Annotated in this window: 19 protein-coding genes and 1 tRNA gene; 8 read left to right on the forward strand and 12 right to left on the reverse strand. The window is 58.4% G+C overall.

Annotated elements, in window-relative coordinates:
• Positions 1-318: 318 nt before the first annotated feature.
• From EKD05_RS05880 to EKD05_RS05905, 6 genes are all read right to left on the reverse strand, one after another.
• Positions 319-1,590, reverse strand: coding sequence for a hypothetical protein (locus EKD05_RS05880; RefSeq protein ID WP_129671507.1), 1,272 nt, complete (start codon positions 1,588-1,590; stop codon positions 319-321).
• A gap of 277 nt (positions 1,591-1,867) precedes the next feature.
• Positions 1,868-2,686 (reverse strand): ferredoxin:protochlorophyllide reductase (ATP-dependent) iron-sulfur ATP-binding protein, encoded by an 819-nt coding sequence (gene bchL / locus EKD05_RS05885; RefSeq protein ID WP_129671508.1) that lies wholly within the window; start codon positions 2,684-2,686, stop codon positions 1,868-1,870.
• An 18-nt stretch (positions 2,687-2,704) separates the two neighbouring features.
• Entirely contained in the window at positions 2,705-3,985 is a 1,281-nt protein-coding gene (locus EKD05_RS05890; protein ID WP_129671509.1) for a Coenzyme F420 hydrogenase/dehydrogenase, beta subunit C-terminal domain, read from the reverse strand.
• 12 nt (positions 3,986-3,997) lie between these two features.
• Positions 3,998-5,722 carry a ferredoxin:protochlorophyllide reductase (ATP-dependent) subunit B gene (locus EKD05_RS05895; RefSeq protein WP_129671510.1) on the reverse strand — a complete coding sequence of 575 codons (1,725 nt, stop codon included), beginning with the start codon at positions 5,720-5,722 and terminating at the stop codon, positions 3,998-4,000.
• A gap of 23 nt (positions 5,723-5,745) precedes the next feature.
• Complete coding sequence (gene bchN, locus EKD05_RS05900) at positions 5,746-7,026, reverse strand: ferredoxin:protochlorophyllide reductase (ATP-dependent) subunit N (protein ID WP_129671511.1); 1,281 nt, start codon at positions 7,024-7,026, stop codon at positions 5,746-5,748.
• Between the two features lie 196 nt (positions 7,027-7,222).
• On the reverse strand, positions 7,223-9,148 hold the full coding sequence (locus EKD05_RS05905; protein WP_240695658.1) for an acyl CoA:acetate/3-ketoacid CoA transferase: 1,926 nt from the start codon (positions 9,146-9,148) through the stop codon (positions 7,223-7,225).
• A gap of 232 nt (positions 9,149-9,380) precedes the next feature.
• Between EKD05_RS05905 and EKD05_RS05910 the strand changes: the two genes are divergently transcribed.
• Positions 9,381-10,001: a LysE family translocator gene (locus EKD05_RS05910; protein ID WP_129671512.1), complete on the forward strand. Its 621-nt coding sequence runs from the start codon at positions 9,381-9,383 to the stop codon at positions 9,999-10,001.
• A gap of 53 nt (positions 10,002-10,054) precedes the next feature.
• On the opposite strand, the gene EKD05_RS05915 is transcribed toward EKD05_RS05910, so the two are convergent.
• A complete protein-coding gene (locus EKD05_RS05915) occupies positions 10,055-11,653 on the reverse strand; it encodes a hypothetical protein (RefSeq protein ID WP_129671513.1) in 1,599 nt (532 codons plus the stop codon).
• Between the two features lie 57 nt (positions 11,654-11,710).
• Between EKD05_RS05915 and EKD05_RS05920 the strand changes: the two genes are divergently transcribed.
• The gene (locus EKD05_RS05920) at positions 11,711-12,598 is read left to right on the forward strand and encodes a phosphotransferase family protein (RefSeq protein ID WP_165360609.1); all 888 of its coding nucleotides are present in this window, start codon (positions 11,711-11,713) and stop codon (positions 12,596-12,598) included.
• 72 nt (positions 12,599-12,670) lie between these two features.
• On the opposite strand, the gene EKD05_RS05925 is transcribed toward EKD05_RS05920, so the two are convergent.
• Positions 12,671-13,138, reverse strand: a complete 468-nt coding sequence (locus EKD05_RS05925) for a MauE/DoxX family redox-associated membrane protein (RefSeq protein ID WP_129671515.1) — start codon at positions 13,136-13,138, stop codon at positions 12,671-12,673.
• Between the two features lie 195 nt (positions 13,139-13,333).
• Between EKD05_RS05925 and EKD05_RS05930 the strand changes: the two genes are divergently transcribed.
• The 4 genes from EKD05_RS05930 (at position 13,334) to EKD05_RS05945 (ending at position 17,557) form a co-directional block, all read left to right on the forward strand.
• A complete protein-coding gene (locus tag EKD05_RS05930) occupies positions 13,334-14,878 on the forward strand; it encodes a diguanylate cyclase (RefSeq protein WP_129671516.1) in 1,545 nt (514 codons plus the stop codon).
• A gap of 183 nt (positions 14,879-15,061) precedes the next feature.
• On the forward strand, positions 15,062-15,964 hold the full coding sequence (locus tag EKD05_RS05935) for a S1C family serine protease (RefSeq protein ID WP_129671517.1): 903 nt from the start codon (positions 15,062-15,064) through the stop codon (positions 15,962-15,964).
• Between the two features lie 100 nt (positions 15,965-16,064).
• Complete coding sequence (locus EKD05_RS05940; RefSeq protein WP_240695659.1) at positions 16,065-16,967, forward strand: S1C family serine protease; 903 nt, start codon at positions 16,065-16,067, stop codon at positions 16,965-16,967.
• A complete protein-coding gene (locus tag EKD05_RS05945; RefSeq protein WP_129671518.1) occupies positions 16,964-17,557 on the forward strand; it encodes a response regulator transcription factor in 594 nt (197 codons plus the stop codon). The genes EKD05_RS05940 and EKD05_RS05945 overlap by 4 nt, the downstream gene beginning before the upstream one ends.
• A gap of 47 nt (positions 17,558-17,604) precedes the next feature.
• Here EKD05_RS05945 and EKD05_RS05950 read toward each other — a convergent pair whose 3' ends face one another.
• Positions 17,605-18,963: an 8-oxoguanine deaminase gene (locus tag EKD05_RS05950; RefSeq protein ID WP_129671519.1), complete on the reverse strand. Its 1,359-nt coding sequence runs from the start codon at positions 18,961-18,963 to the stop codon at positions 17,605-17,607.
• A 36-nt stretch (positions 18,964-18,999) separates the two neighbouring features.
• On the opposite strand from EKD05_RS05950, the gene EKD05_RS05955 reads away from it, so the two are divergent.
• Positions 19,000-19,074 (forward strand) — tRNA-Met (locus tag EKD05_RS05955).
• Positions 19,075-19,143: 69 nt separating this feature from the next.
• On the opposite strand, the gene glnA is transcribed toward EKD05_RS05955, so the two are convergent.
• Positions 19,144-20,481 carry a type I glutamate--ammonia ligase gene (gene glnA, locus EKD05_RS05960; RefSeq protein ID WP_129671520.1) on the reverse strand — a complete coding sequence of 446 codons (1,338 nt, stop codon included), beginning with the start codon at positions 20,479-20,481 and terminating at the stop codon, positions 19,144-19,146.
• 182 nt (positions 20,482-20,663) lie between these two features.
• Between glnA and EKD05_RS05965 the strand changes: the two genes are divergently transcribed.
• Positions 20,664-21,290 carry a hypothetical protein gene (locus EKD05_RS05965; RefSeq protein WP_129671521.1) on the forward strand — a complete coding sequence of 209 codons (627 nt, stop codon included), beginning with the start codon at positions 20,664-20,666 and terminating at the stop codon, positions 21,288-21,290.
• 1 nt (position 21,291) lies between these two features.
• On the opposite strand, the gene EKD05_RS05970 is transcribed toward EKD05_RS05965, so the two are convergent.
• Positions 21,292-22,107, reverse strand: coding sequence for a hypothetical protein (locus EKD05_RS05970; protein ID WP_129671522.1), 816 nt, complete (start codon positions 22,105-22,107; stop codon positions 21,292-21,294).
• The gene (locus EKD05_RS05975; protein WP_129671523.1) at positions 22,104-23,336 is read right to left on the reverse strand and encodes a hypothetical protein; all 1,233 of its coding nucleotides are present in this window, start codon (positions 23,334-23,336) and stop codon (positions 22,104-22,106) included. Before EKD05_RS05975 ends, EKD05_RS05970 begins: the two co-directional genes overlap by 4 nt.
• Positions 23,337-23,343 lie beyond the last annotated feature (7 nt).

Below are 23,343 nucleotides of genomic sequence, written 5' to 3' on the forward strand. Positions count from 1 at the left end.
GCAATCCCTCTCATCCGCCAGACTTTTGATCGCCTTCGCCAGCAGCAACGCGCTCGACAACTTCCACCCATAACCGAGACACGTCTTACCCAAGACCTCACCCGTCTTCACGCCACCCTCAAAGAGAGCCACGCACGTCTCTTGCACGCAGCGAGCCTCCTGTACAACGAAGCCATGCCCGAGCCTGACGTAACCCTTGCGCTGGCACAAAGCCTGGAGCAACTGCAACAGGCCCTCGATCTTTGCACAAAGATGCAGGTGCACGAAGCGTGATACCTTCGTGCGCCTGCATCAAGAACTTCTAGCCCGCTGACCAACTCAGACCGCACTGCCAGGGGCAGAAATGCGCTGTGTACCGCGACGCATTGCCCGCATCAATAGCGACAGCCCGGCGAGGATGCCAACAATGCCGTATTCGAGGATGGGTACGCGCACAATGTCAGGCAAGCGATGCATTTCGCGCCGTAAACCATACCAGGCAAGGGCCGACACTCCATACGCCGAGCCGATGCCAATGCGAGTCTCTTTGCTCAGGCCAAGACCGTGCATCTGCGCCAATACAAACATACCAAGAAAACCAAAGGTGAACATGCCCTCAAAACCGCTGCCTTTTTGCAAGGTTGTGATTACTGAATGCGGCAAGACCAGCATCTCGAGCGCCAAAGTCCAGCGCGGGTCACGGTGCGCATTGGTATAGATCAAGGAGGATTGCACAAAGAGAAGCATCATATGGTAGAGCCCACCAAGATGCGCGGGCAGTGGCTCCATCGGATGGTACCAGAAGGTATAGACGGTCGCCCAGCTAAAGATATAGCCGTGGTAACGGCGCACAAAGCGAACCAGGTCATGGGGCAGACCCGGACGTTTCAGCCCCATGATCAAACCGCGGCGGGGCGTCTCCATCGCTAGAATCAGCATCAGCATAAAGGCTGCCGAGCCAAGTGACGTTCCTTCGGGCACATCGACCGCAAGGCCATCGTAATACCGGCGTGTCTGGGCATAGTGCAACCCAACCCCGGCAGCATTGACGGCAAGGGCCGTCCAGTTTAGTGGTCGCATCCCATCATCATAGGATGGGCGCGCCCGTTGGGCGGCATAAATGCATCCCCAGACGGCCAGTTGATGCAACAGATAGCCACTCCAGGCAGTGATCCGGGCAGCGGTATACGGTCCTTCCGAGATCCAGCGGTAATGACCAGGTTTGCCATTGTAGGGGGCATAGCTAATCGGCGCACGTCCCCCAAGGGCAACGGCACCCACAACGGCACCACAAACGGCTGCCGCCGGAACGAGCAGATCGCGTGCATCGGGGGCGGCAGGAGGGCCATCGCGCTGCTCTACCCAGGTCACAAAGCGTTGCAGTACCAACCCGGTCACCGCTGCGCCTGCCGCAGCCAGCAAGCCAGTGCCAACCGCACGCAACGGCTGCTCACGCGGCGAGGCAAGGGCAGCACAGGCGGCCCCAGCGGCACTCACGAGCGCAAGACCAACCCCGGGCTTGCGCCCACGCAACACATCAAGCCAGTAGACGGACGCCATCGGATTGAAGAGCGCAGTTCCAGCGAGCGCATAGTTTCGTGATGCATCCATGGACGTTACCTTTTGAGAGAGAGACTCCCTCCTAGTGATAAGAGGGCTAACGCCCTGCAAACCCAAGTTTCTTTACAAGTGTTCACATTTGGGGTACCAGGCAAGCCTGGGAGCGAGGGCGGGACGCCCTCGAAGGCATTCCGAGGGCGTCCCGCCCTCGCTCCCAGGAGAAGTGTGAACCCTTACGTTTCTTCTGGCGAAAGATGCCAGCTTTGCTGGCATCTTTCGCCAGAAGAAACCTTTTCTTGGGGGCCACAGGCCCCCAACCACTCCTATCCTACTTCCATCCACCCACAACGTCAAAGATCGCCCGGTCGTGCATGGGATTAGGGATCGTCGATTCGGGTTGACCAAGGAGATATTCGGCCATCTCATTGAAAGGACGGATGCAATCCTCTTTGCCTTCACCCTCCATATCAAAGAGGGTCTTGCCTGCCAGGCGCGAGCGACGGATCAAGTCGTGATAGGGTACCCGCCCGATAATCTTGGTACCAACGGTCTCAACAAACTGCTCAAGGAGGCCCGTTCCCCCAAAATCAGGATCGACCCGATTCGCAATCAAGCCAGCCATCCTCACTTTATGGCGTTGACTCTTCTGCTGGATGGCGAGGCAGAGGCGGTTCGCAGCAAAGATGCTATCAAAATCATTGCAGGCAATGATAATGCCATAATCGGCATAGTTGAGCGGTGCCGAAAAGCCACCACAGACCACATCCCCAAGCACATCAAAGAGAATCACATCATACTTATGATAGAGGCCAAACTCTTTGAGCAACTTGACCGTCTCGCCAACCACATAGCCACCACAGCCACTGCCGGCAGGCGGGCCACCCGCTTCGAGCGTATCAACCCCGGCAAAACCCGTCAGAATAACATCCTCGCGGGCGACATCCTCAATATGGAAATCAACCTCTTCGAGCACATCAATCACGGTCGGCTGGAGCAAGCCAGTCAAAGGGAAGGTACTATCGTGTTTCGGGTCACAGCCAATCTGCAACACCTTCGCCCCTTTGAGGGCCATTGCCGCCGAGAGATTGGCACTGGTCGTTGATTTGCCAATCCCGCCTTTGCCATAGACAGCAAGAATCAGGGACATGAAGCTCTCTCCTTCAACTCAAGCCTCGCTTCTGGTCGCTGCCTCGGCGGGGACACGGGCAAGGGGGCGACCGAACTCACGGGCATAGACATCGGCGGTATAGGCGAGGGCACGATAGACGTACCCGGGCACAATCCGCTGTTCGTGGCGGGGGAACTGGTCACGGACATAGACGAGATTGCGCAGCAGTTTCTGTTCGATCACACTGCGGGCAAACTCAACCCCTTTGGGACCTTTGGAGCGCTGGAGCCAGGCGACAAACTTGCGCACAGGCAGCGGGGGCCGTTTACGGGGCTTGCGCAGCATCCCCACATAGGCCTGAATGCCCGCCCGACGGTCGCCACCCTCGGTACGTTGACCGAGTTCCAGCGAGGGGCGAATCAACTCAAAGAGCTCTTCGCCGCGCTCGTTACGGACAAACATCCATTGCCACCGTTCATCAGGGGGCAAGGGAGCCCCGAGGTAGCCCACCGTGAGATCGGCCAGGCCATTTTGATAATCGAAACAACTGAGGCAGGCTGCGGGGAAGACCCCGCGCTCGCCGCCGAGGGCACTGACATCAAGATCAACAAAATTAATCGTCTCGGTATGCCCATCTTCGTGGCGCATCCAGACGCGAAAATCCTGCATAAACTCGTGATGCACAATCGTCTCGGGCGACTTCGAGGCAACCTTCAAGAAGCGCTGGAGATCGGGGTAGGAGGTATTATCGGTACAGGGCAACCCGATCACATACAACTGCTCGAGGCCGAGTTCCGGCTCAAGGGCGCGCAGCGCATGCACCTGGCAACCGGTGCCAATGAAGGCAAGGCGCTTGAGGCCAACGGCCCGAACCTCGTCGAGCACCTCGAGATTCGGCGAGAGACAGGGCTTATTGCCGGCGCTCGCCCGCACCTCTTCAGGCGTACGCGCCAAGAAAGGAAACGGAGCCCAGCGGGTACCGGGGGCGGCTTTCGTCGTAATGACGCCCTCGACCAGACCACGCTCGAGCAGCAGGGCGGCCAGCGACGTAATAATGCCACTCCACTGTGCTTCGAGATTGGGGGTACGCATCCGGGCGATATGGATAGCCCGATGCACCCCAAAGAGCAACTCATCGCCATCGCGACGGTTGCGCCCGTGGAACTGACGTTCAAACTCTTCGTGTTTGTTGTTGACAAAAACACACGAAGCGGCCATCATCGGGCGCAACTCACCGCCACAGACCCCACAATCACTACACAGCTTCGGGCGACCTTTGAACCGCTCGGCCTGCGAAAGCAGAGTAATCTCGTGGAGCGGTCGGGCTGTCATGGTCATACTTCACCTGATCTAGGCACCGAGATGCTCTTTGGCAGCCAGCAGCACCTCGGCGGTAATCTTCGCGATTCCATGTTCACGGGCATACTTCTCGATATTGCCCCGTGCGCGGCCACGGACAAAGAAAGGGATCTTCTTGAGCATCGCTTCGCCATCAGCCGTCCAGACTGGATTCACGACAGGCATTGGAGTGGCCTGACCAGATGCCGCAGCGCCTGCCGACGAAGCAACCCCGTTGGACGGTTGTGCTTCCGGCGCATGGCCGTTGGACGGTTGTGCTTCCGACGCATGGCCGTTGGTTGGCTTGACCACATCAGCGACCGCAGCAACTGGTGACACAACAGCATTGCCATTGCTCGCAAGCACCGGTTCAACCGACGGAGCAACTGGAGACTCAACCAGTTCCAGCCCGGCATCACCAAACATATCAATGAGATGCTTTTCCATCCCGAGCGTACAGGTCGTCGCGACCTCATCGGCAATCACATCGGCTCCATCAAAACCGAGGAATGGACGATAGGCAAGCAAGTGATTTTCGATGTGCGTTGGCGACGAAATAACCATCACATTCAGATCGTAACGTCGACCAGTATGCCGTTCCATCTGCGTCCCACAGACAAGTTCCGGGCGCAACTGACCGATCCGGTCAGCCACCTGTTGAAACTCATCGGTGGCGAGGAAATCCGCATCGCTGACATAGCCCTGGAGTTGCGACCGCACCCAGGCGGCCTCCTTGACGAGATAGGTACCGGCACCGGCAATTGGCATCGCCAGTTCATCGGCGAGGAACTTGGTGATCCCGACGGTATGGGTTGCATCGCCAAAGACAAACGCCTTCTTGCCCGAAAAGCTCTCCATATCAGCTGTGCGGGCAAACCAGGGCACATTCGAAGGAGCCGACATACCATCAAGCGAAAACTCGGTGAGCGGGGGAAGTTTGAGCGGCGATGGCGGCGCGGCAAGGCGTGCGCCAACTGCATTGAGTTGCTCGATCACCGCATCGAGCCAGCGCAGCGTTGGCTGCACCCCGATCGGCGCTTCACAGAGCGCAGCCGTACCAAACTGCGCCTCGAGATACTCGGCGGCAAGCCGACCGAGTTCGCGGTAGGGCGCAATGGTAAGCCAGGCCGCTGGCAAGCGACGAAGATCATCAACACTCGCCCCCCATGGAGCCACCACATTGACGGCCACCCCGAGCGTTTTGAGGATGCGACGGAGGCTGATCAGATCGTGGCGAGCGTGAAAGCCGAGCGACGAAGGCCCAAGGATATTCACACTCGGCATCGGGGTCAGGGGTTGAGGGGTCGCATACTTCTTCACCAACTCGGTCAAGAGCCCCTCGGCGGCGGCGGTCTCTTGCATGCGATACGGATTCGCATCATAGACCATCACCTCGCAAGAGAGACCCGACTGATGCGCCGCAATCTCCAGATTTTCCTGCAGCAGAATAGTCGAGCATGAAGCAACCACCACAATCAACTCGGGATGACGGGTCGCCTCGACCTGTCGCAGCGTCTCGGGAAGGCGAAGCGTGCCACGGGCGAGATCGGTGCCACTGACCACACTCGTCGTCATCGCCGGAAACCCGGGCGTCCGTTCGAGCATCGTAAAGATCGTATTCACATACCCATCACCTTGAGGGGCATGAAAGACGGCGTGGGTCTTGCGCATCGAGTTCATCACTCGAGCGACCCCGTGATGGGCCGTACCTTCGTACATCCAATAAGCCAGTCGCATGCGCTCACTCCATCAGCATAGGCTCACCCGCGGGTAAGCGGAATGATCTCAGGGGCACCCGGCATCACACCTGCCATCCAGACCGGATCACTGCCAAGGGGGTCAAGGCGCGCGTGGCGGCGGAGGGCTCGAGTAAAAAGGCTAACGAGAGTACTGACGCCGGCCCAGCCGTGAATAGGCGAAAAGATAAACTCGGTGCCCCATTTCGCGACCACCCCGTGACCAATGAGAGGATTCGCGGTAATAATATTCGAGATCACGAGGTCGGGCTGTTCTTCGGCGATACTGCGCAACTGGCGCTCGAAGTTGGCCTGTTCAACGAGGCGCACCCCATCGAGCAGCGCCAGTTCGCGGGCGTGGAAGCGGCGGTTGATATAGGGGGTTGAACACTCAAGCACCTCGGCACCGGCGGCGCGGATAAAACGCGCCAGGGGCAGCTCGAGCAGCGTATCGGCGGACAGAAAGACCTTCTTGCCCTTGAGCAGATCGGTATGCGCTTTGATGCGCGCCCAGGAGGCCGCTTCACGCTCACTGAGATCAACCTTGAGATCAAAATGAGCCGCGAGGTCTTCCCAGAAGGCCCGGCAGCCATCGGGGCCAAAGGGAAAGAGCGACGACATCACCGTCGCGCCACGCTCGTTGGTCAACTGATTTGCCACTTTAGCGAGGAAGGGTTGCAGGGGTGCAATGATTGTCCCAGGGCCAATCGGCGGCAGTTCGTGGAAATGATTAGCGGGAAGAAAACCAGCAACAGGAATACCCAGGCGCGAGGCCTCAAAGAGAAAATCATCGGCAATCGCATCATTGACCGAACCGAGGAAGACAACCCGTTTATCATCGGGCGGAGCCTCGGGGCAGAACGGAATCAACGCTTGCAACACCGAATCTTCGCTTTGGGAGAAGGTAAAATCGAGGCCAGAAGCAGGCACAAAGAGCACCGGCACCTCGGGAGTACTGACCGACTGCGCGAGGCCCTCAAACTCAACCTTCATCACTTCGGGGGTACAGGAGGAGAGCAAGAAGATCACGGAGGGGTGGTGTTCACGGGTAATCTCGGCGATCTGGTCAGCAATGGCCGGCTGTGCCGAAGAGAGATCGGCTTCTTCAAGCAATGAAATGGCGAAGCGTGGGCGGGCAAAAATCATCACACCCATTGTATTTTGGAGCAAATGGGCGCAGGTATGGGTGCCAAGAATGAGAAAGAAGCTATCCTTGATCTTCTGATACAACCAACCAACACTGACCAGGCCACAAAACGAATGATAGATCCCATCTTCGCGTGTGAACTGTGCCTTTGGGGGCATAGGGGGCTCCTTGCCGCTACATGGAGGCCCAAGAGGGCAATGTAGTTTACAGTGCGTACTACGATCAACGGGTGCCATTATACCACTCGAGGAAAGTTCCTGGTATATAAACAAGTTCCGTGCATAGGGTGTGCGCTCGTTTTAAGCGGACAATAGGCCATTGGAGCGCAGCAAACACCAGCATTGTTAACATGCCTTAACCAAGCCCTTCACGGGCCTCGTCGAAACTGCGATAGATCTCCTGCGACATCTGCATACCTTCGAGGCTTGCTCCGAGCTGGCGGCGGAAGAAGGCGTGGGTGGAGTAGCGGGTCGACGAGAGGAAATAGCGTTCGGTATTGTGTCGCACCATCGCATAAAACGCATCGGCGGCATGGGGATTCAGATTAAAGTTATCATAATTGACGATCACATTGGTCTGGCGGCCAATACTAGTAAAAAAACCATCGAGATAGGCAGCAAGTTCGTGAACATCCTCTGGCGAGATCAGGTTCAGCCCCTCGAAATTGACAAAGGTGAGATTCGTCTCAGGATCATAGCGCGTACGTTCTTCGAGGCTCAACACCGAGCGTTGACCGAGGCCCATCGGGTGTTCGGCAAAAATGCGCTCGTCCATCACGCGCAAGTCGGGGCTGATCTGCGGGCGGAACGCGAGCATCGCCAGCACATCGCGTTCGAGATCGAGCCCGGGGGCAATTTCGATCACCTCAAGACCTGTGGGCGTCAGACGAAAGACGGCACGCTCGGTCAGATAATGCACCTGCTGACCCCGCGAGACCGCATAAGCTCCGCTAAACGTCACCTGCTCGACCTGTTCGACAAACTTGCGCGTCGTCCCTTCCTGGACAATGCAGAGCTTGCCGTTTTCCACGCTGACCACCGCATTGCCCATCATGGTTCCAACAAAATAGAGATTGCGGGCCGTCTGACTAATATTAATAAAGCCGCCTGCACCAGCAAATTTGGGTCCAAAGCGACTCACATTCACATTGCCATGGACATCAACCTGAGCCATGCCGAGGAAGGCCTGATCAAGGCCACCGCCATCATAGAAATCAAACTGATAGGGCTGATCAATAATCGCCTGCGCGTTCGCCGTTGCGCCAAAGCTCAGCCCACCGGCGGGAATCCCGCCAATGCCGCCGGGTTCGACGGTCAGCGTAATCAAATCGAGGATGCCCTCTTCATTGGCAACCGACGCAATGCCTTCGGGCATGCCAATGCCAAGGTTCACGATCGCATTAATGCGCAGAAACTGCGCAGCGCGGCGTGCGATCACCTTGCGTGCCGTCAACGCCATCGGCACAAGCCGCCCGCGCCCAACGCGCACTTCGCCGGTATAGGCTGGATTATATGGTTCCCCAAAGGTTTGCGGATGCAACTCAGGCGGGGCCACCACGACACAATCCACAAGAATGCCAGGGATCTTGACCTCTTTCGGACTGCGCAGATGTTCCGTGGTGACGCGCTCGACCTGCGCAATGACGATCCCGCCGCTATTCTTGACGGCCTGCGCAAGCGAGAGGCTTTCGAGCGTCAGGGCTTCACGCTCCATCGAGATATTGCCCTCTTCATCGGCGGTGGTTCCGCGAATCAGGCCGACATTGATCGGAAACGCCTTGTAAAAGAGGTACTCCTGGCCCGCGAGGGTGACAACCTCCACAATCTGCTCGGTGGTCATCTGATTAAGGCGCCCGCCCTCCAGGCGGGGATCAACAAAGGTGCGAAGGCCCACGTGGGTAATGACGCCTGGTTTGCGTCCGGCGATCGCCCGAAAGAGGTGCGAGATGGCCCCCTGGGGCAAGCAATAAGCCTGAATGCGCCCTTCAAGGGCCATGCGCCCGAGCGCAGGGGCGAGGCCCCAGTGCCCACCGACGGCACGCCTGACCATGCCATCGTGGGCAAAATGGTTGAGCCCACGCAGACGGCCATCGCCCTGACCAGCCGCAAAGACGAGACTAAGATCACGCGGATGGCCCGTCATCTGAAAGCGCTCTTCGAGGGCAACCGCCAGCGCCTCGGGGAACCCGATGCCAACGAAGCCGCTGGTTGCGATGGTATCGCCATCCAGAATAACGCGCACTGCTTCGTCAGCCGAAATAATTTTATTGCGTTTGATCATTGCTGCTGCTCTTCTAAAACTGGCCATTTTCGCCAGCATAAGCGAGATTCCCAGGGGCCACCGCCCCCCAGAACCAAGACCACCCAAATTATACTCAGATCATGGCGCTTGTCGCCTGCGAAATAAGCATTTCGACTGAGGTGTGGTGGTCGCAAGAGCGGCATACTAGCCTGATGTTACACTTTGTATGCTAACATAACTGCTTTGACGCAACACACTATGGGGTACGGGTATGGATTATAGCTTGTTTGCGCGTGGAGCTTTATTCGGCCTGGCAATTGCGGCCCCGGTAGGGCCAATCGGTGTCTTGTGCATCAAACGCACCCTGCGTGATGGGCAACTGACCGGCTTTGTTTCGGGGTTGGGGGCAGCGACGGCTGACCTGATCTACGGGACGATTGCCGTACTTGGCCTGAGCATGCTCACGAGTCTGCTGATCGGGCTAAGCTTCTGGACACGTCTCATCGGTGGGCTTTTCCTCATCTACCTGGGGATACGCACCATGCGCGAACAACCGTCAGACAAAGCAGCCGCAGCCACAGCCCGTGGTCTGCTTGGTGCATATGGTTCAACCCTCTTGCTGACGATCACGAATCCCGCGACGATCATTGCCTTTGCGGCGATCTTTGCGGGGCTCGGCATTGGAAGCAGCGCAGGGACGCCAGGGGAAGCCTTCTTGCTCATTGCTGGCGTCGGCGCAGGCTCAGCGCTCTGGTGGTTGATGTTGAGCAGTGTGGCCGGCTTGCTCCACGGACGCCTGACACCCAGGGTGCTCCGGATTGTCAACCTGGTTTCAGGCGTGATCATTACGGGCTTTGGCCTGGCGGCACTAGTTTCGTTGGTCGATGTGTAAAAGGGCGGTGTGGCTAGCCGCCACACCGCCCTTTTACACATCCGGTCGGGTTGCTATAACTCAACCTTGCCGAGTTCAGCCTCGAAGCGTTGCACCACGGTACGGAGAACCTTGATGCGGGCAAAGCGTTTATCCTCAGCCTCAACGACCGTCCAGGGGGCGGCTGGCGTAGAAGTACGCAAGAGCATCTCATCAACGGCTTCTTCATAGAGCGGCCATTTTTCGCGATTGCGCCAATCCTCATCGGTAAGTTTCCACGCCTTATAGGGCACCGTCTTACGGGCCTCAAAACGACGGAGTTGTTCTTCGGGGCTAATGTGGAGCCAGAATTTGCAGACAATCGTGCCAAAATCGATCAACTGGCGTTCGAACTCATTAATTTCGGCATAGGCGCGCGGCCACTCATCGGGGCGGGCAAAACCTTCGATGCGTTCAACCAGGACCCGCCCATACCAAGAACGATCAAAGATCCCAAGTTGACCACGAGGGGGAAGCCGACGCCAGAAGCGATAAAGATAGTGATGGATTTTATCTTCGCCTTCGGGGGCAGCGATGGTATGCACCACATAGCTACGGGGGTCAATCTCGGCGGTGAGGCGCTGGATGGTACCACCCTTGCCGGCAGCATCCCAGCCCTCAAAAACGAGCACCGCCGGACGTTGCTGCTGATAGAGTTGCAAGCCAAGGCGATAGAGTTGGGCCTGGAGTTGCTTGAGTTGCTTGCTATAACTCTTTTCATCGAGGGTCAGCGTGAGATCAACCCGGCGCAGAATATGGGCCACTTCGGTACGCATCGGTTCAAAAGGAATAGCACTGGGCACAACAGGAGGTTCGGGGAGGGGAGAGCTCATACCATTGGGTAGAGAGCGGCGCTGGCGACGGAAAGCTGCACTCGCGTCATCAAGGCCGGCATCACGTATCTCGTCAGCAACGGGGGTGGCTTTGCGACCGAGGCGTGCCTCAATACCGGCAATCACGGCCTGCATCACCGCAACGCGGGCGTAGTATTTATTGGTTGCCGGGATAATGTGCCAGGGGGCATAACTTGTACTGGTACGTGCGATCATATCCTCAACCGCATCGGTATAGGCATGATAATGGCGATGCTGGCGGCGATCTTCACTGGTGACCTGATGGGCCGTCAACGGATCTTTGAGGATGCTCTTGAAGCGATGAGCTTGTTCACTTTCTGAGATATGTAACCAGAGTTTGAGGATCACCGTGCCATCATTGGCGAGGTGGCGCTCAAAGGCAACCGCATTCTCACAACGCATGCGCCAGCGTTGGAGATCGGCATCTGAGGCAGTACGTTTGGCAAGCATTTCACGGTACCACGAGCGATCAAAGATTGCCATCCGTCCATAGCTTGGGACTTTTTGCCAGAAACGGTAGAGCCAGGGGTATTGCATTTCTGAGGTACGTGGAGGCGTAATCGAATAGACCCGCAGCCCACGCGGATCGAGGCGACGGACAATCACCCCAATCGTACGAGCTTTGGCCGTTCCTGCCCATCCCTCGAAAACAACAATGACAGGCACACGTGCTTCGAGAATGGCCTGCTGCAAGGCATACAGACGCGACTGGAGTTGCGAAATCTGGGCACGATATTCAGCCTTATCGAGTGCCACCGAAAGGTCAATCTGGTCTAACATGGGGCTATTGTACCATGACTTATCCACCTGATGCAGGTAAGACGAAGGCAGGCAACCATGCTTCCCACCGCAATCGCCAAACGTTTAGAGGAGCACTTTACCGGGCAAGCGCTCACAGCAATCAGGCCAACCTTTGGTGGTTTTTCGAACATAAGTTTCGCCTTGCGTATTGGCAGCACACCATGTGTCTTGAAAGCTGCCGAGCAACCTGGCAAGCGCAATGACCTGCGCCACGAAGCGACCATCCTTGGCTTACTGGCAGGCAAACGGCTCGGTGCGCCGACATGTCTCGCCCTGCTTGACGATGACGTATGGACTATCCTGGTCATGCGGCGTCGGCCCGGCATGCCAGGGCTGCAGTTTGCTCCCCGACCAGTAGCAGATCTGATACCAATCTATCAAGCCCTTGGACACACCCTGGCCCGCCTGCATCAACAAACGCCGGAGGAGAGCCAGATCCCACCGCCAGAGAGGCTCGCGATCCACATGCAGATAGGCAACCTGGCACCCCGGTTGGCTGAATTACCGCTGCCCGACATGCTCGCCCGCAACCTACTCGCGGCCATTGCGCATCCTGTCTGGCAGCCAAGCGCACCACGGCTGATCCACGGTGATGCCGGGCTCCACAACATTCTGTGGGGGGCGCGTGGGCTGAGTCTGCTCGACTGGGAATGGGCGGGGTGGGGCGAGCCACGGCTTGATCTTGCGTGGGTCGACTGGACAATGCGGTTTCGCCGACTAGCGCCAGTTCTCTGGGAGGTCTTTCTCGAGCGGTACAGCATGACCAGGCGAGCGTCACCAGACCTCGAACCAGCCACGCACAACGCCCTGATGATGGGGCAGATTGCCGCACTGCTTGTCCGCTCGGCGGGGCGAGCAGCAGCCTGGGAAGAGTGGGTGCGGCGAGCCTTGTGGACAGTAGCGCAGGCAGAGGTGGCACCCTGAGATCTGTTCTTCTAAACCTTGCTTCGCTCGCCAAAAAGCCAGCTATGCTGGCTTTTTGGCGAGCGGCAGACCTTACTTAAACCAGGGCGCATCGGGATAACGCTCGTGGAGTTGCTTGTCAAGGCCGAGCCATTGGCCTGAGGGGGTCGCCATTAACACGAGAGAAGCGGCAAAAAAGGGCGGCATGGTCACATTATAGAAAGAGCCAGCCGAGATATTGGTCAGCAAAAAGAGCGCCAGGGCGGCACTTGTGCGCACTGACAAACCAAATAGCATCCCAATCGCCACAACCACCTGACCAAGGGTCAACACCCAGGCGACAGGGCGATACCACGGAATGGCAAACATGCGCAGATACGCTGCCGAGAAAGAGTCGGGGTCAATTTCCGCAAGACGCTGGAGAAAATGCTCACGCATCACCGGGCTAGAGAGCCAACCTCGCGTAATCTTGTGGTAAGCTCCATAGAGGAAGAATGCTCCGAAGCTATAACGCAGCACCAGCACCGAGCCACGAGCAGCCCGTTTGAGACGACTATCCACACGTAACCTCCATCTTCGTTCAATGACAGCCCACCGACCAAGGCTGACTGACAATCATCGGACATATGATACAAGATTTTCTCAATGTTATAATGCAAAGCCACTGAGATCTTGCAAACCAAACAAACGGGTATGTCAAGGTAGTTGTGGTAGCTCCTTGCGGCTACGCCGCAAGCAGCCACCCGGTTCTTCACCATGGTTCAATCACCACAGGCATCAACTCGCAACGACATTTTAATTGTCGACGATACACCGGCCAATCTCCGCTTACTGGTTCAGGTACTCCAGGGGGCTGGATATCGCGTGCGTGCCGTCACGAATGGGGAACGTGCCCTGGCTGCGGTCAAGCATAGTCCACCAGGGCTTATTTTACTCGATATTCGCTTACCTGATATTGATGGGGTTGAGGTTTGTTCGATCTTAAAAACAGATCCTATCAATCATCAAATCCCGATTATCTTTATCAGTGCCCTTGATGACACAAACGCCAAAGTCAATGCCTTCCGTGCTGGCGGGGTAGACTACGTCACCAAGCCGATTCATCCCGAGGAAGTGCTTGCACGTGTTGCAACCCATCTTGCCCTGCGACAACTGAACATCCAGTTGCAACAGGCGAACAAGAATTTGGCGATCAGGCTGAATGAATTAGAAACAACCAACAGGCTCCTCGAGCAAGAGATTGTTGCGCGGCGTGCAGCTGAAGAGCAGAATGCGCACCTGTTGGCACACGAGCGGGAACGCGTGTTTCGGCTCGATCAGTTGCTGAGTGAAATGATGATTATTAGCGGCCCCCTCGATCTCAACAGCGTCTATCAAGCGATTGTCAACGGTGTCACGCGAGTGCTCCGTTGCGAATCAGCTGCGCTGGCACGTACCCAACGTGACAACACCTATCTCGAAATTGTTGCCGTCGCTCATTTATCGCCAGACGTGCTCGGCATCCAGATCCCCTGGCATGATCCGTTGCTTGGCCGTGTGGCTGCCGAGAAGATCATGCTGCAGTGGGCGACCAGCCCACGCGAACTGCAGACCACCGGCGAGACCCTGGCGGCCCCACTCATTGTCGGTGATCACCTTGAAGGCGTCATCGTGGTTGTCGAGGCTACGTCAAAAATCTCGTTTGATCACGAGGATTTTCAATTACTGAGGCTCTTTACCCAGCAAGCAACGATTGCGATCCAGAATACGCGCCTCTTTGAGGAGGTGCAACACCTGGCTCGCATTGACCCTCTGACCGGGCTTTTCAATCGACGTTATTTCTATGAAGTCGCCCAACGTGACCTTGAACGCATGCGTCGTAGCCGTGGCTCATTAGGGCTCATGTTGCTTGATATTGATCACTTCAAACAGATCAACGACCAGTATGGGCACCACGCAGGCGATCAAGCGCTCCAACTGGTGGCAAGTTTGTTACGTGAGCGGGTACGCACTGTCGATGTCAGTGCCCGTTTTGGCGGCGAAGAGATGGTCATTTTGTTGCCTGATGCTAGCCTTGAGCAGACGCTGCTGGTGGCCGAACGCATCCGAACAAGCATTGCCAATCTGACCATTAAGAGTGACCATGGCTCGTTTCAACTGACCGTCAGTATTGGCATAACCGTTGTCTCGGGCAACCAGCTTGATCGCGAGCTTGATGACCTGATCATCTGTGCCGATCAAGCCTGTTATGCCGCCAAGCATGCCGGACGCAATCAAATCAAGGTCTGGGACGAGTCAGTGATCACGGTTCAGCCGGAATAACCTCTACCGTCACCTCATCAATTTTCCAGGTCGCGGCTAACCAGGTTGCCGATGGCATGGCGCTCCGTACCGGTTTATAGTATCTGTAGTTCCGCGGAGGGGCTGAGGCCGATGGTCTCAACCCCTCCACGGAAAGGAACGCTTTTTTAGCGTGATAGGCTTAACAAGAAAGCATACAAACATATGGAAACAAATGAAGCTTCGGCCCTGGCAATGATTTCGACCCAAATGGCGGATGCAGTCGAACGGATTGGGATGAGTCTGGTGCAAGTACGCGGGCGCACACGTGGCCCGGCTACCGGTATTGTGGTCACAGACGATACGGTGCTGACGGCCGACCATGTGCTCGAACGTGACGATGATCTGACCATTGAAACGCCTGATGGGCGTATCCTGCCAGCACAACTGGCTGGGCGTGACCACGCCAGTGATCTTGCCCTGCTGCGCATTGATAGTCTCGGGACAACTCCGGCGGCGTTTGTCGAGAGTCCGGCCCGTGTAGGGCAGTTGATTCTCGCCGTGGGGCGGCCCGGCAGCAGCCCAATGGCCTCGTTTGGCATTATCAGTGCCACCGGCGGCCCTTTACGCGGGCGGCGTGGGGCGATGCTTGAGCAATATGTCCAGACTGATGCGATTCCCTATCCTGGTTTTTCCGGGGGAGCCTTGATTGATGCCGAAGGCAAGGTTGCCGCAGTCTTGACCACCGGGTTGATCAACGGGGTTGCCCTTGGTGTCCCGGCCGCACTCTCCTGGCGGATTGCCGCAACTCTTGGGGCAACAGGCTATATCAAACGCGGCTTTCTTGGCATTAGCAGCCAACCCGTCGAGTTGCCCGAAGGCCAGCGCGGAGGACAGAGTCAGGCCCACGGGTTGCTGATTGTGCGCGTCGAACCAGGCAGCCCGGCGGCCCAGGGTGGCCTGTTGCTCGGTGATGTCTTGATTACGTTTGATGGACATTCGCTCACCGACACCGATGAATTGCAGGCCTTGCTGGTCGGTGAGCGAGTTGGCAAGCAAGTGCCGGTACAGGTACTGCGAGGCGGGTCGCTCTTTACGGCCCTCGTCACGGTGGGCCAGCGAAGTTAAGCAACAGGGTGAGCGCCCGTCAGACCTCACAGGTCTTCAAGACCTGTGAGGTCTCTTGACCGACGACGAAGCTCAGCACTCATTGCAAAGGATAAAAAAGATGACCCTTGTTGAACAAAGCTCAGCTGCAATGCTGATTGGCATAGAAGCCGCCACGCTCGCCGCACAGGCCCGCGCCAGTGTGGTGCAGGTACAAGGACGTCGGCGTGGGGCTGGTTCGGGTGTGGTCTGGCGTGATAGCAAGACGGTGATGACCAATTTTCATGTCATTGCCGGCGTTGGTGAGCGGGTTGAGCTGGTGGCGGCGGATGATCGCCGCTATCGGGCCAGTCTGATCGCGGGCAATCCACGGCTTGATCTCGCGCTGCTTGCCGTTGAAGAGAGTCTCTTGGTACCAGTACCCGTCGGCGACTCAAGCCACCTGCGGGTTGGGGAGCTCGTCTTTGCGGTCGGCAATCCGTGGGGCATGCGCGGCATCGTCACCGCAGGGATTGTCAGTGCCGTTGGTGAGATTCCGGCTGAACGAGACGAGCAAGCTGCCAGTTACATTCGGTCTGATGTTCGTCTGGCCCCAGGCAATTCAGGTGGGCCATTGCTCAACGCACGCGGCGAGGTCATTGGCATCAATGCGATGATCTTTGGGGGCGATCTTGCGGTCGCCATCCCCAGCCATGTCGCCCAGGCCTGGGGCGCGAGCCTGCCAAACCGTCCGGTCTTTCTCGGCCTGGCGGTGCAACCGGCCGTTGGTGGCGAAAATAATCAAACCCAGGGCTTGCTGGTGGCAGCCGTAGCGAACAACGGCCCAGCCGCCGCGGGTGGCTTGCAGGTTGGCGATCTGCTCCAGCGCTTTGATGACCAACCCCTGCCCACTACCGAAGCCCTGCTTGCGGCATTGCGGGTGCGAACACCCGGTGAGACTGTGCGCATCGAAGGCTTGCGCGGCGGGCAACCACTCACCACCGCGATCCGTCTAGCGGCGCAAGCCCCCCGGGCTACCCCATGATTAGCGTCTTTATCATTGCCCCAACGCCTGCGCTGCGGGCAGGGCTACGGGCGATGGCAGCCAGCGACACCATTGAAATCATTGGCGAAGCGGCGGGGGCAGTGCTTGCCCCCGCCGCCGATGTCATCCTGGTCGCTGGTGAAAACGTGGCCGCCATCGGGCGCGCCCTGGCAGGCAACGAGGGCGTGGCCCTCGTTGCGCTCAGCGATGATCAGCGGCTGCCCGGCCTTCTGCGCAGCCTTGCCCTCAGTGGGTGGGCCGTTGCCCTGCCCGAGGCTGGGGCTGAAGAGGTGCAGGCGGCCATCTATGCCGCCGCGCACGGCTATGTCGCCCTGCCCCAGCGCTTCGCCGAGCAATTACCCGGTACGAGGTTGACCGACGAACCCCCTACTGAACCCTTGACGCCCCGCGAAACCGAGGTCTTGAGCCTGCTCAGCCAGGGGCTACCCAACAAGCAGATCGCGCTGAGGTTACAGATTAGCGAGCATACGGTCAAATTTCATATTGGCTCGATCTTCACCAAGCTCGGGGCCACCTCGCGTACCGAGGCCGTGAGTATCGGGGCGCGGCAGGGGCTGTTGACGCTCTGAGTCAGGCCCAGACCCCTCAGCAGCCCAAGCCTGGGGCTTGGGGGCCGTCACATCGCGTTGGCAAGTTCGCGGGCAATGGCGTTGTGCCGCTCGATCTGGACGGGCAGATCGAGACCGAGGAGGTGGCCCTCAGCGACGCGAACACGCCCGTTGATGATGCTGAGGTCAACCGGCGGCGGAGTGCAAAAGACGAGGGCGGCGACCGGATCATGCACTGCCCCCCCGGCGAACGCCAGTTGATCGAGCCGGTAGCCAATCACATCGGCACACAACCCCGGGGCCAGTTGCCCAATGTCGTCACGCCCGAGCACCTCGGCCCCGCCCCGCGTCGCCAGCCACAGCGCCTCACGCGCACTCATCGCCGCCGGATCGCCCTGCACACGCTGCAAGAGCAAGGCCTGGCGAGCCTCACCGAGCATATGCGAGCCATCATTCGAGGCCGAACCGTCGACGCCCAACCCGACGCGCGCCCCCGCACGCCGCAGCGCCCCAATAGGCGCAATGCCCGAGGCAAGCCGCATATTTGAACACGGACAATGGGCGACCCCAGTGCGCGTGCGCCCCAGACGCTCGATCTCCGCCGCCGACGGATGGACCATGTGCGCATGCCAGACATCTTTCCCCACCCAGCCGAGATCTTCACAGAGCTCGACCGGACGACGCCCAAACTGAGCCAGACAATACCGCTCTTCGTCAAGCGTCTCGGCAAGATGCGTATGCACGTGTACCCCATAGCTCCGCGCCAGCGCCAGACTCTCGCGCATCAGCGCGGGAGAAACACTGAAGGGCGAACAGGGCGCCAGCACAATGCGAAGCATCGCCCCCGGGGCGGGATCGTGGTACTGCTCGATGAGGCGCTGCGAATCAGCGAGAATATGAGCCTCATCTTCAACCACCTGGTCAGGCGGCAACCCGCCTTTGCTCTGACCGACCGACATGCTCCCGCGTGCCGCATGAAAACGCACCCCCATCGCGGCAGCCACTTCGATCTGATCATCAAGACGCGCCCCGTTGGGCCACAGATAGGTATGATCACTCGTCGTCGTGCAACCCGTCAGCAACAACTCGGCCAGGGCCGTCTTTGTCGCCACCTGCACCGCCTCGACGGTCATCCTGGCCCAGAGCGGATAGAGCGTCGTGAGCCAGCCAAAGAGATCCCGATCTTGTGCCATACAGCGCGTCAGCGTCTGACAAAAGTGATGGTGGGTATTGACCAGGCCGGGCATCAGCAGCATGCCACGCGCATCAATGATCTGATCGGCTTCCTGCGGCAGCAAAGCGGTCGGGCCGACATGGGTAATCACCCCATCAACCGCATACAACGCCCCATCGGCAAGCTCAGTCCCGGCGGCATCCATTGTCACCAGCCGATCAGCATGTTTGATCAAAAGCGAAGTGCTTGACATGACCTCTCCACATTGTTATAATTTAATGGTGACTAACGCGGCGTGGAGCAGTGGCAGCTCGTCGGGCTCATAACCCGAAGGTCGCAGGTTCGAATCCTGCCGCCGCTACCAATCGTAGACAAAAAAGCGGGACTGTGTAAACACAGCCCCGCTTTTTTGTCTCTTTCAGCCCGCCCCACCCTAAAAAATCGCCAGGTAGCGCTGGATCTCCCACGCTGAAACATGTTGGCGATAGCTCTCCCACTCTTGCTGTTTGGCATCAATAAAACGCTCAAACGCATTCGGTCCAAGCGCCTGCATAATGACTTCATCTTCGCGCAGGGCATCCAACGCCGCGCCGAGCGACGACGGCAGCGTCGCCAGGCCACGAGCCCGTGGATCAACGTGAAAGAGATCCTCTTCGGAGGCTTCACGCAACGAGAGCTTGCGTTTAATGCCGTCGAGCCCCGCGACCAGCATGACGGCGTACGCCAGGTAGGGGTTACAGGCAGGATCAGGACAACGCAATTCGACCCGTGTGCTCTGGTGGCGCCCGGTGGTAATGCGCGGCACCCGCACCAACGCGGATCGATTGGTACGCCCCCATGAGATATAGATCGGTGCCTCGAAGCCCGGTACCAGGCGTTTATACGAATTGACCAGAGGGGCCAGGATCGCGCACATACCACGGGCGTGGGCCAGCAAGCCGGCAATAAAGTGGTGCGCTATCGGCGAAAGGCCGTAGGGATCATTCGGATCATTAAAGACATTCTGCCCCGTCACCAGATCAACGAGACTCTGATGCACGTGCATGCCATTGCCATTGACACCGGCCAACGGCTTGGGCATAAAAGTTGCATAAAGCCCATTGAGTTGGGCAATGGCTTTGAGCGCGACCCGTGCCGTAATCGTATGGTCAGCCGCCCGCAGCGCCCCGTCATACCGCAGGTCGATCTCGTGCTGCCCTGCCGCCACCTCGTGATGGGCTGCCTCGGCGGTAATGCCAAGTTGGCTCAACGCACGCACCATCTGACGCCGAATCAACGTCGCCTGATCGGTCGAAAGATCAAAATAACTCGCCTGATCATGCACCATCGGTGTCGGCTGACCATCGGCATTGCTCTTAAAGAGGAAAAACTCGAGTTCAGGGGCAACATTGAAGCCATAGCCCATCGCAGCAGCCTGGTTCAATGCATTCGTCAGCACATGCCGCGGATCGCCGGCAAACGGTTTGCCATCAGGCGTGTAAATATTGCAGATCAGCCGTGCAGTTGTCAGGCCCTCGTGTTTATCCCACGGAATCAACGCGTACGTCGCAGGGTCAGGCACGAGGTACATATCGCTCTCGACCATGCGGGCAAACCCTTCGAGTGACGAACCATCAAACCAGACCCCATGACCAAGGGCATCTTCAAGCTCACTGACCGGAATAGTGACCGTCTTCACCATCCCCAGCACATCAGTAAACTGAAGATTCACAAAGGCAACACGCTCTTCTTCGGCACGCTCAAGCAAGGTTTGACGGAGATCATCACTCATAGGATGGGGTCCTCCCCGGATGTCCTGGAAGACGGACGATGCATGCTCATCGCCAGATGCATAGTGACCAGGATGTTAGCAACACTCTTGATTGCATTGTATCACATGCGCTGCGAGCCTATTGCCCTGAACCCTCAATCAGAGTACAATAGCGCAATATACCGTGATACAGGGAGTTGACGATGTTGACGTATGATGATCTTGTGGCCGGGTTGGAGGATGCCTGGCTGGCAGTTGGTCTGCACGAGCATCTCTTTCTTGAAAGCATTACTCCATCAACCCATGATCGCACCTGCAAGATCGAGCTCTTTCCCGATCACGATGATCCTCTCACCAGTACCAATATGCCCCCCTATCTTGAGCTTAGCTTCGCTTGGTCGCCCGTGCATCAGTTGATCGCCGAGGGGCGGGATCTCGACATTGAACCACTCGATCTTACGTGGACCTACATTGCCACCCTGGGCGATCGCCAGGATCATACCGATGCAGAACTGGTGCGCATGTTTCAACGTGCCGTGATCCACGCCTTCCAGCGCTACTACCCCACCGAAGCCACCGAGATGGAACCAGTTGCGGTGGAAGTGCGCCGGATTTATCTTCCCGGTAGTCAACCACTGCATCTCGATTATATTCAGATTGTCAGCAGCACGATGACCGATATTTTTGAGCAGTGGGCTGAACGCGATCTCATCGGGTTGCGCATGTTGCTCCGCCTGGAGTTTCAACTCGCTGCGGCAATTATCAGCAATCTTGGTGATGCCTTTTCCCCTCGTGGACGCGGTGGCTACAAGAGTGTGGATGCCGCCTGACCTACGCCAACCAGGCGATGCTGCTCGACATCAGAAGCACCACGACCAATACTACCAGCAGGCGCACATAGAACCGCTGCCACCACGGTGCCATGCGCAACTGCACACCCAGCAGTAGCGCCGTGGCGACGCCAACCAGCGGCGGCAAGAGCCAGCCCGCCTGCGTAGCCGTTAGCCACGGTTCGGAGAGAGTTGACGCAAACCCCAGTAGGGCTAGCATCCCGATCAACATCAAACCGAGCGCGCGCAGCCGTGCGGCTAGCGACGCAAGCGGCCAGTCTTGCGGCCCATCGCCAGCGCTGCGGGTTCCTTCAACATAACGAGGGATCGCCAGGATCTGCGGGAGACTCGCCAGCCAGAGAAGGGTACTGGCAAACAGCAAAGCGCGTGCGACCGGAGCTTCGGGCACGGTCAGGAGATTGCTCAACCCGAGACTTGCGTTCGCCTCGGCCATGCCTCCTCCGGCGAGCAGCAACGGCCCGTACATCCGTAGCAACAGCGCACGATCAACCTGTCCGAGCCCTGCGACACCACGCCGCAGATACGGCCACTCAAGCAAACCCAGGGCCACCACAAGATCGAGGCCATAAGGAAAGCTACGTGCCGGGGCGAGTGGCATCAAGGCAAGCACGATCATGGGCGGGAGAAGACCGGGGAGGTACGCCAGCGTCATTAGCCCTGCGCACGCGGGCCGCTGGCGTGCAACCCATGCAAGCCACCGGCAGAGCATCCAGCTTGCCCCGAGCGCAAACAGCCCCCCTGGATACAACAAGAGACGCGGCCAGGCCTGACCGAGCGCCGCGAGCAACTCGATCATTGATCTGGCGCTTTCAGCGTATCTGCGGAACGCTTCATCCCTATGACCCGCAGGATCAGCCAGGCAGCCGCTGCAAGCACCATGCCCAGGGCAAGCAGCACAAAGATCGGCAGGCTCGCCACATACTCCTTTTCCGCATTGTAGACCACAAGCAAGCCTGTCCAGGGCGAAGCCACCAGTTCACCATACGGCGAGAGCCCCGCTTGCAACTGGGCAACAAGTGGGCCAGCGAGCGTCCCGACAAAGAGCGGGGCACCAGCGGCGCCAACCAGCGCCAGCACCTGTCCAGCCCTACCGACAGGAGCACTGCCCAGCGGAGGCACTGCCCAACGGGCGAGCGCCAGGGCCAACAAGAACCCAGACAGACCCAGCAGGATCGCTAGCACCGTAACCCGTCCAGCGACCGCAGCGGCCACGGCCATCCAGACGAGCACCAGCAGCGGCCAGTTGGGCAAGGGGAACGACGGGCACCTAGCGAGCAGCACCAGTGGCCCGATCAACAACGCATACCAAGCCACCACAACCCCGGCCCCAGCCCCAAGACCAGCCCCGACCAGCACGAATCCCGCCATCACAAGCTGCACCCACCCGGGAAGCACCGCACGAGGAGCAACCGTCGCGTGCCAACTTGCCCAGAGCGCCAACGCTGTACCGGCGACAAGGGCCACAAACAGCCATTGAAGGGTCCACGGCCCCAGGCTAAAGGTACGAAACAGTGCATAGCAGGCCATAACAAACAGAAGTTGTCGCTGCGCCCTTAACGCAAGCCCGGTGCCAACCAGCAGCAACGCCAGGCTCCCCCCAACCAACCCCGCCCCGGCACCGGGGGCCGCATAGAACCACTCGCCACTCGTCACAGCAATCAGCCCGAGGCCACCGGCGATAGCCAAGGCCGAGGCAAAAACCAGGCGGCGTTGAGCCAGCGCGCTCCCAACGATTACCAGGGCCGCAATGAGGGCCAGGTGCCCGCTCAACGCAGCCACCCCATAGCACCAGGCTACAACTGTGATGCGCCAATGATCGGCCTGAGACACAACAACTGCGGCTAGCCCATAGCCAGCCAGAAGTAACAGCGTCAACGCACTCAGCAGATCAGCGCGCAGCCAGCCATGCGCAACCTGCGGCGCGAGCGGGCGGTCATGCGCAAGCCATGCCAGCATCAAGCCGACCAGAAGCAACCCGATCAGACCGGCAACAGGCACGATCGACGTAAAACGGGGGCGTGTCACGGGCTGC

This window comes from Candidatus Chloroploca sp. Khr17 (assembly GCF_004138165.1).
Classification (GTDB): domain Bacteria; phylum Chloroflexota; class Chloroflexia; order Chloroflexales; family Chloroflexaceae; genus Chloroploca.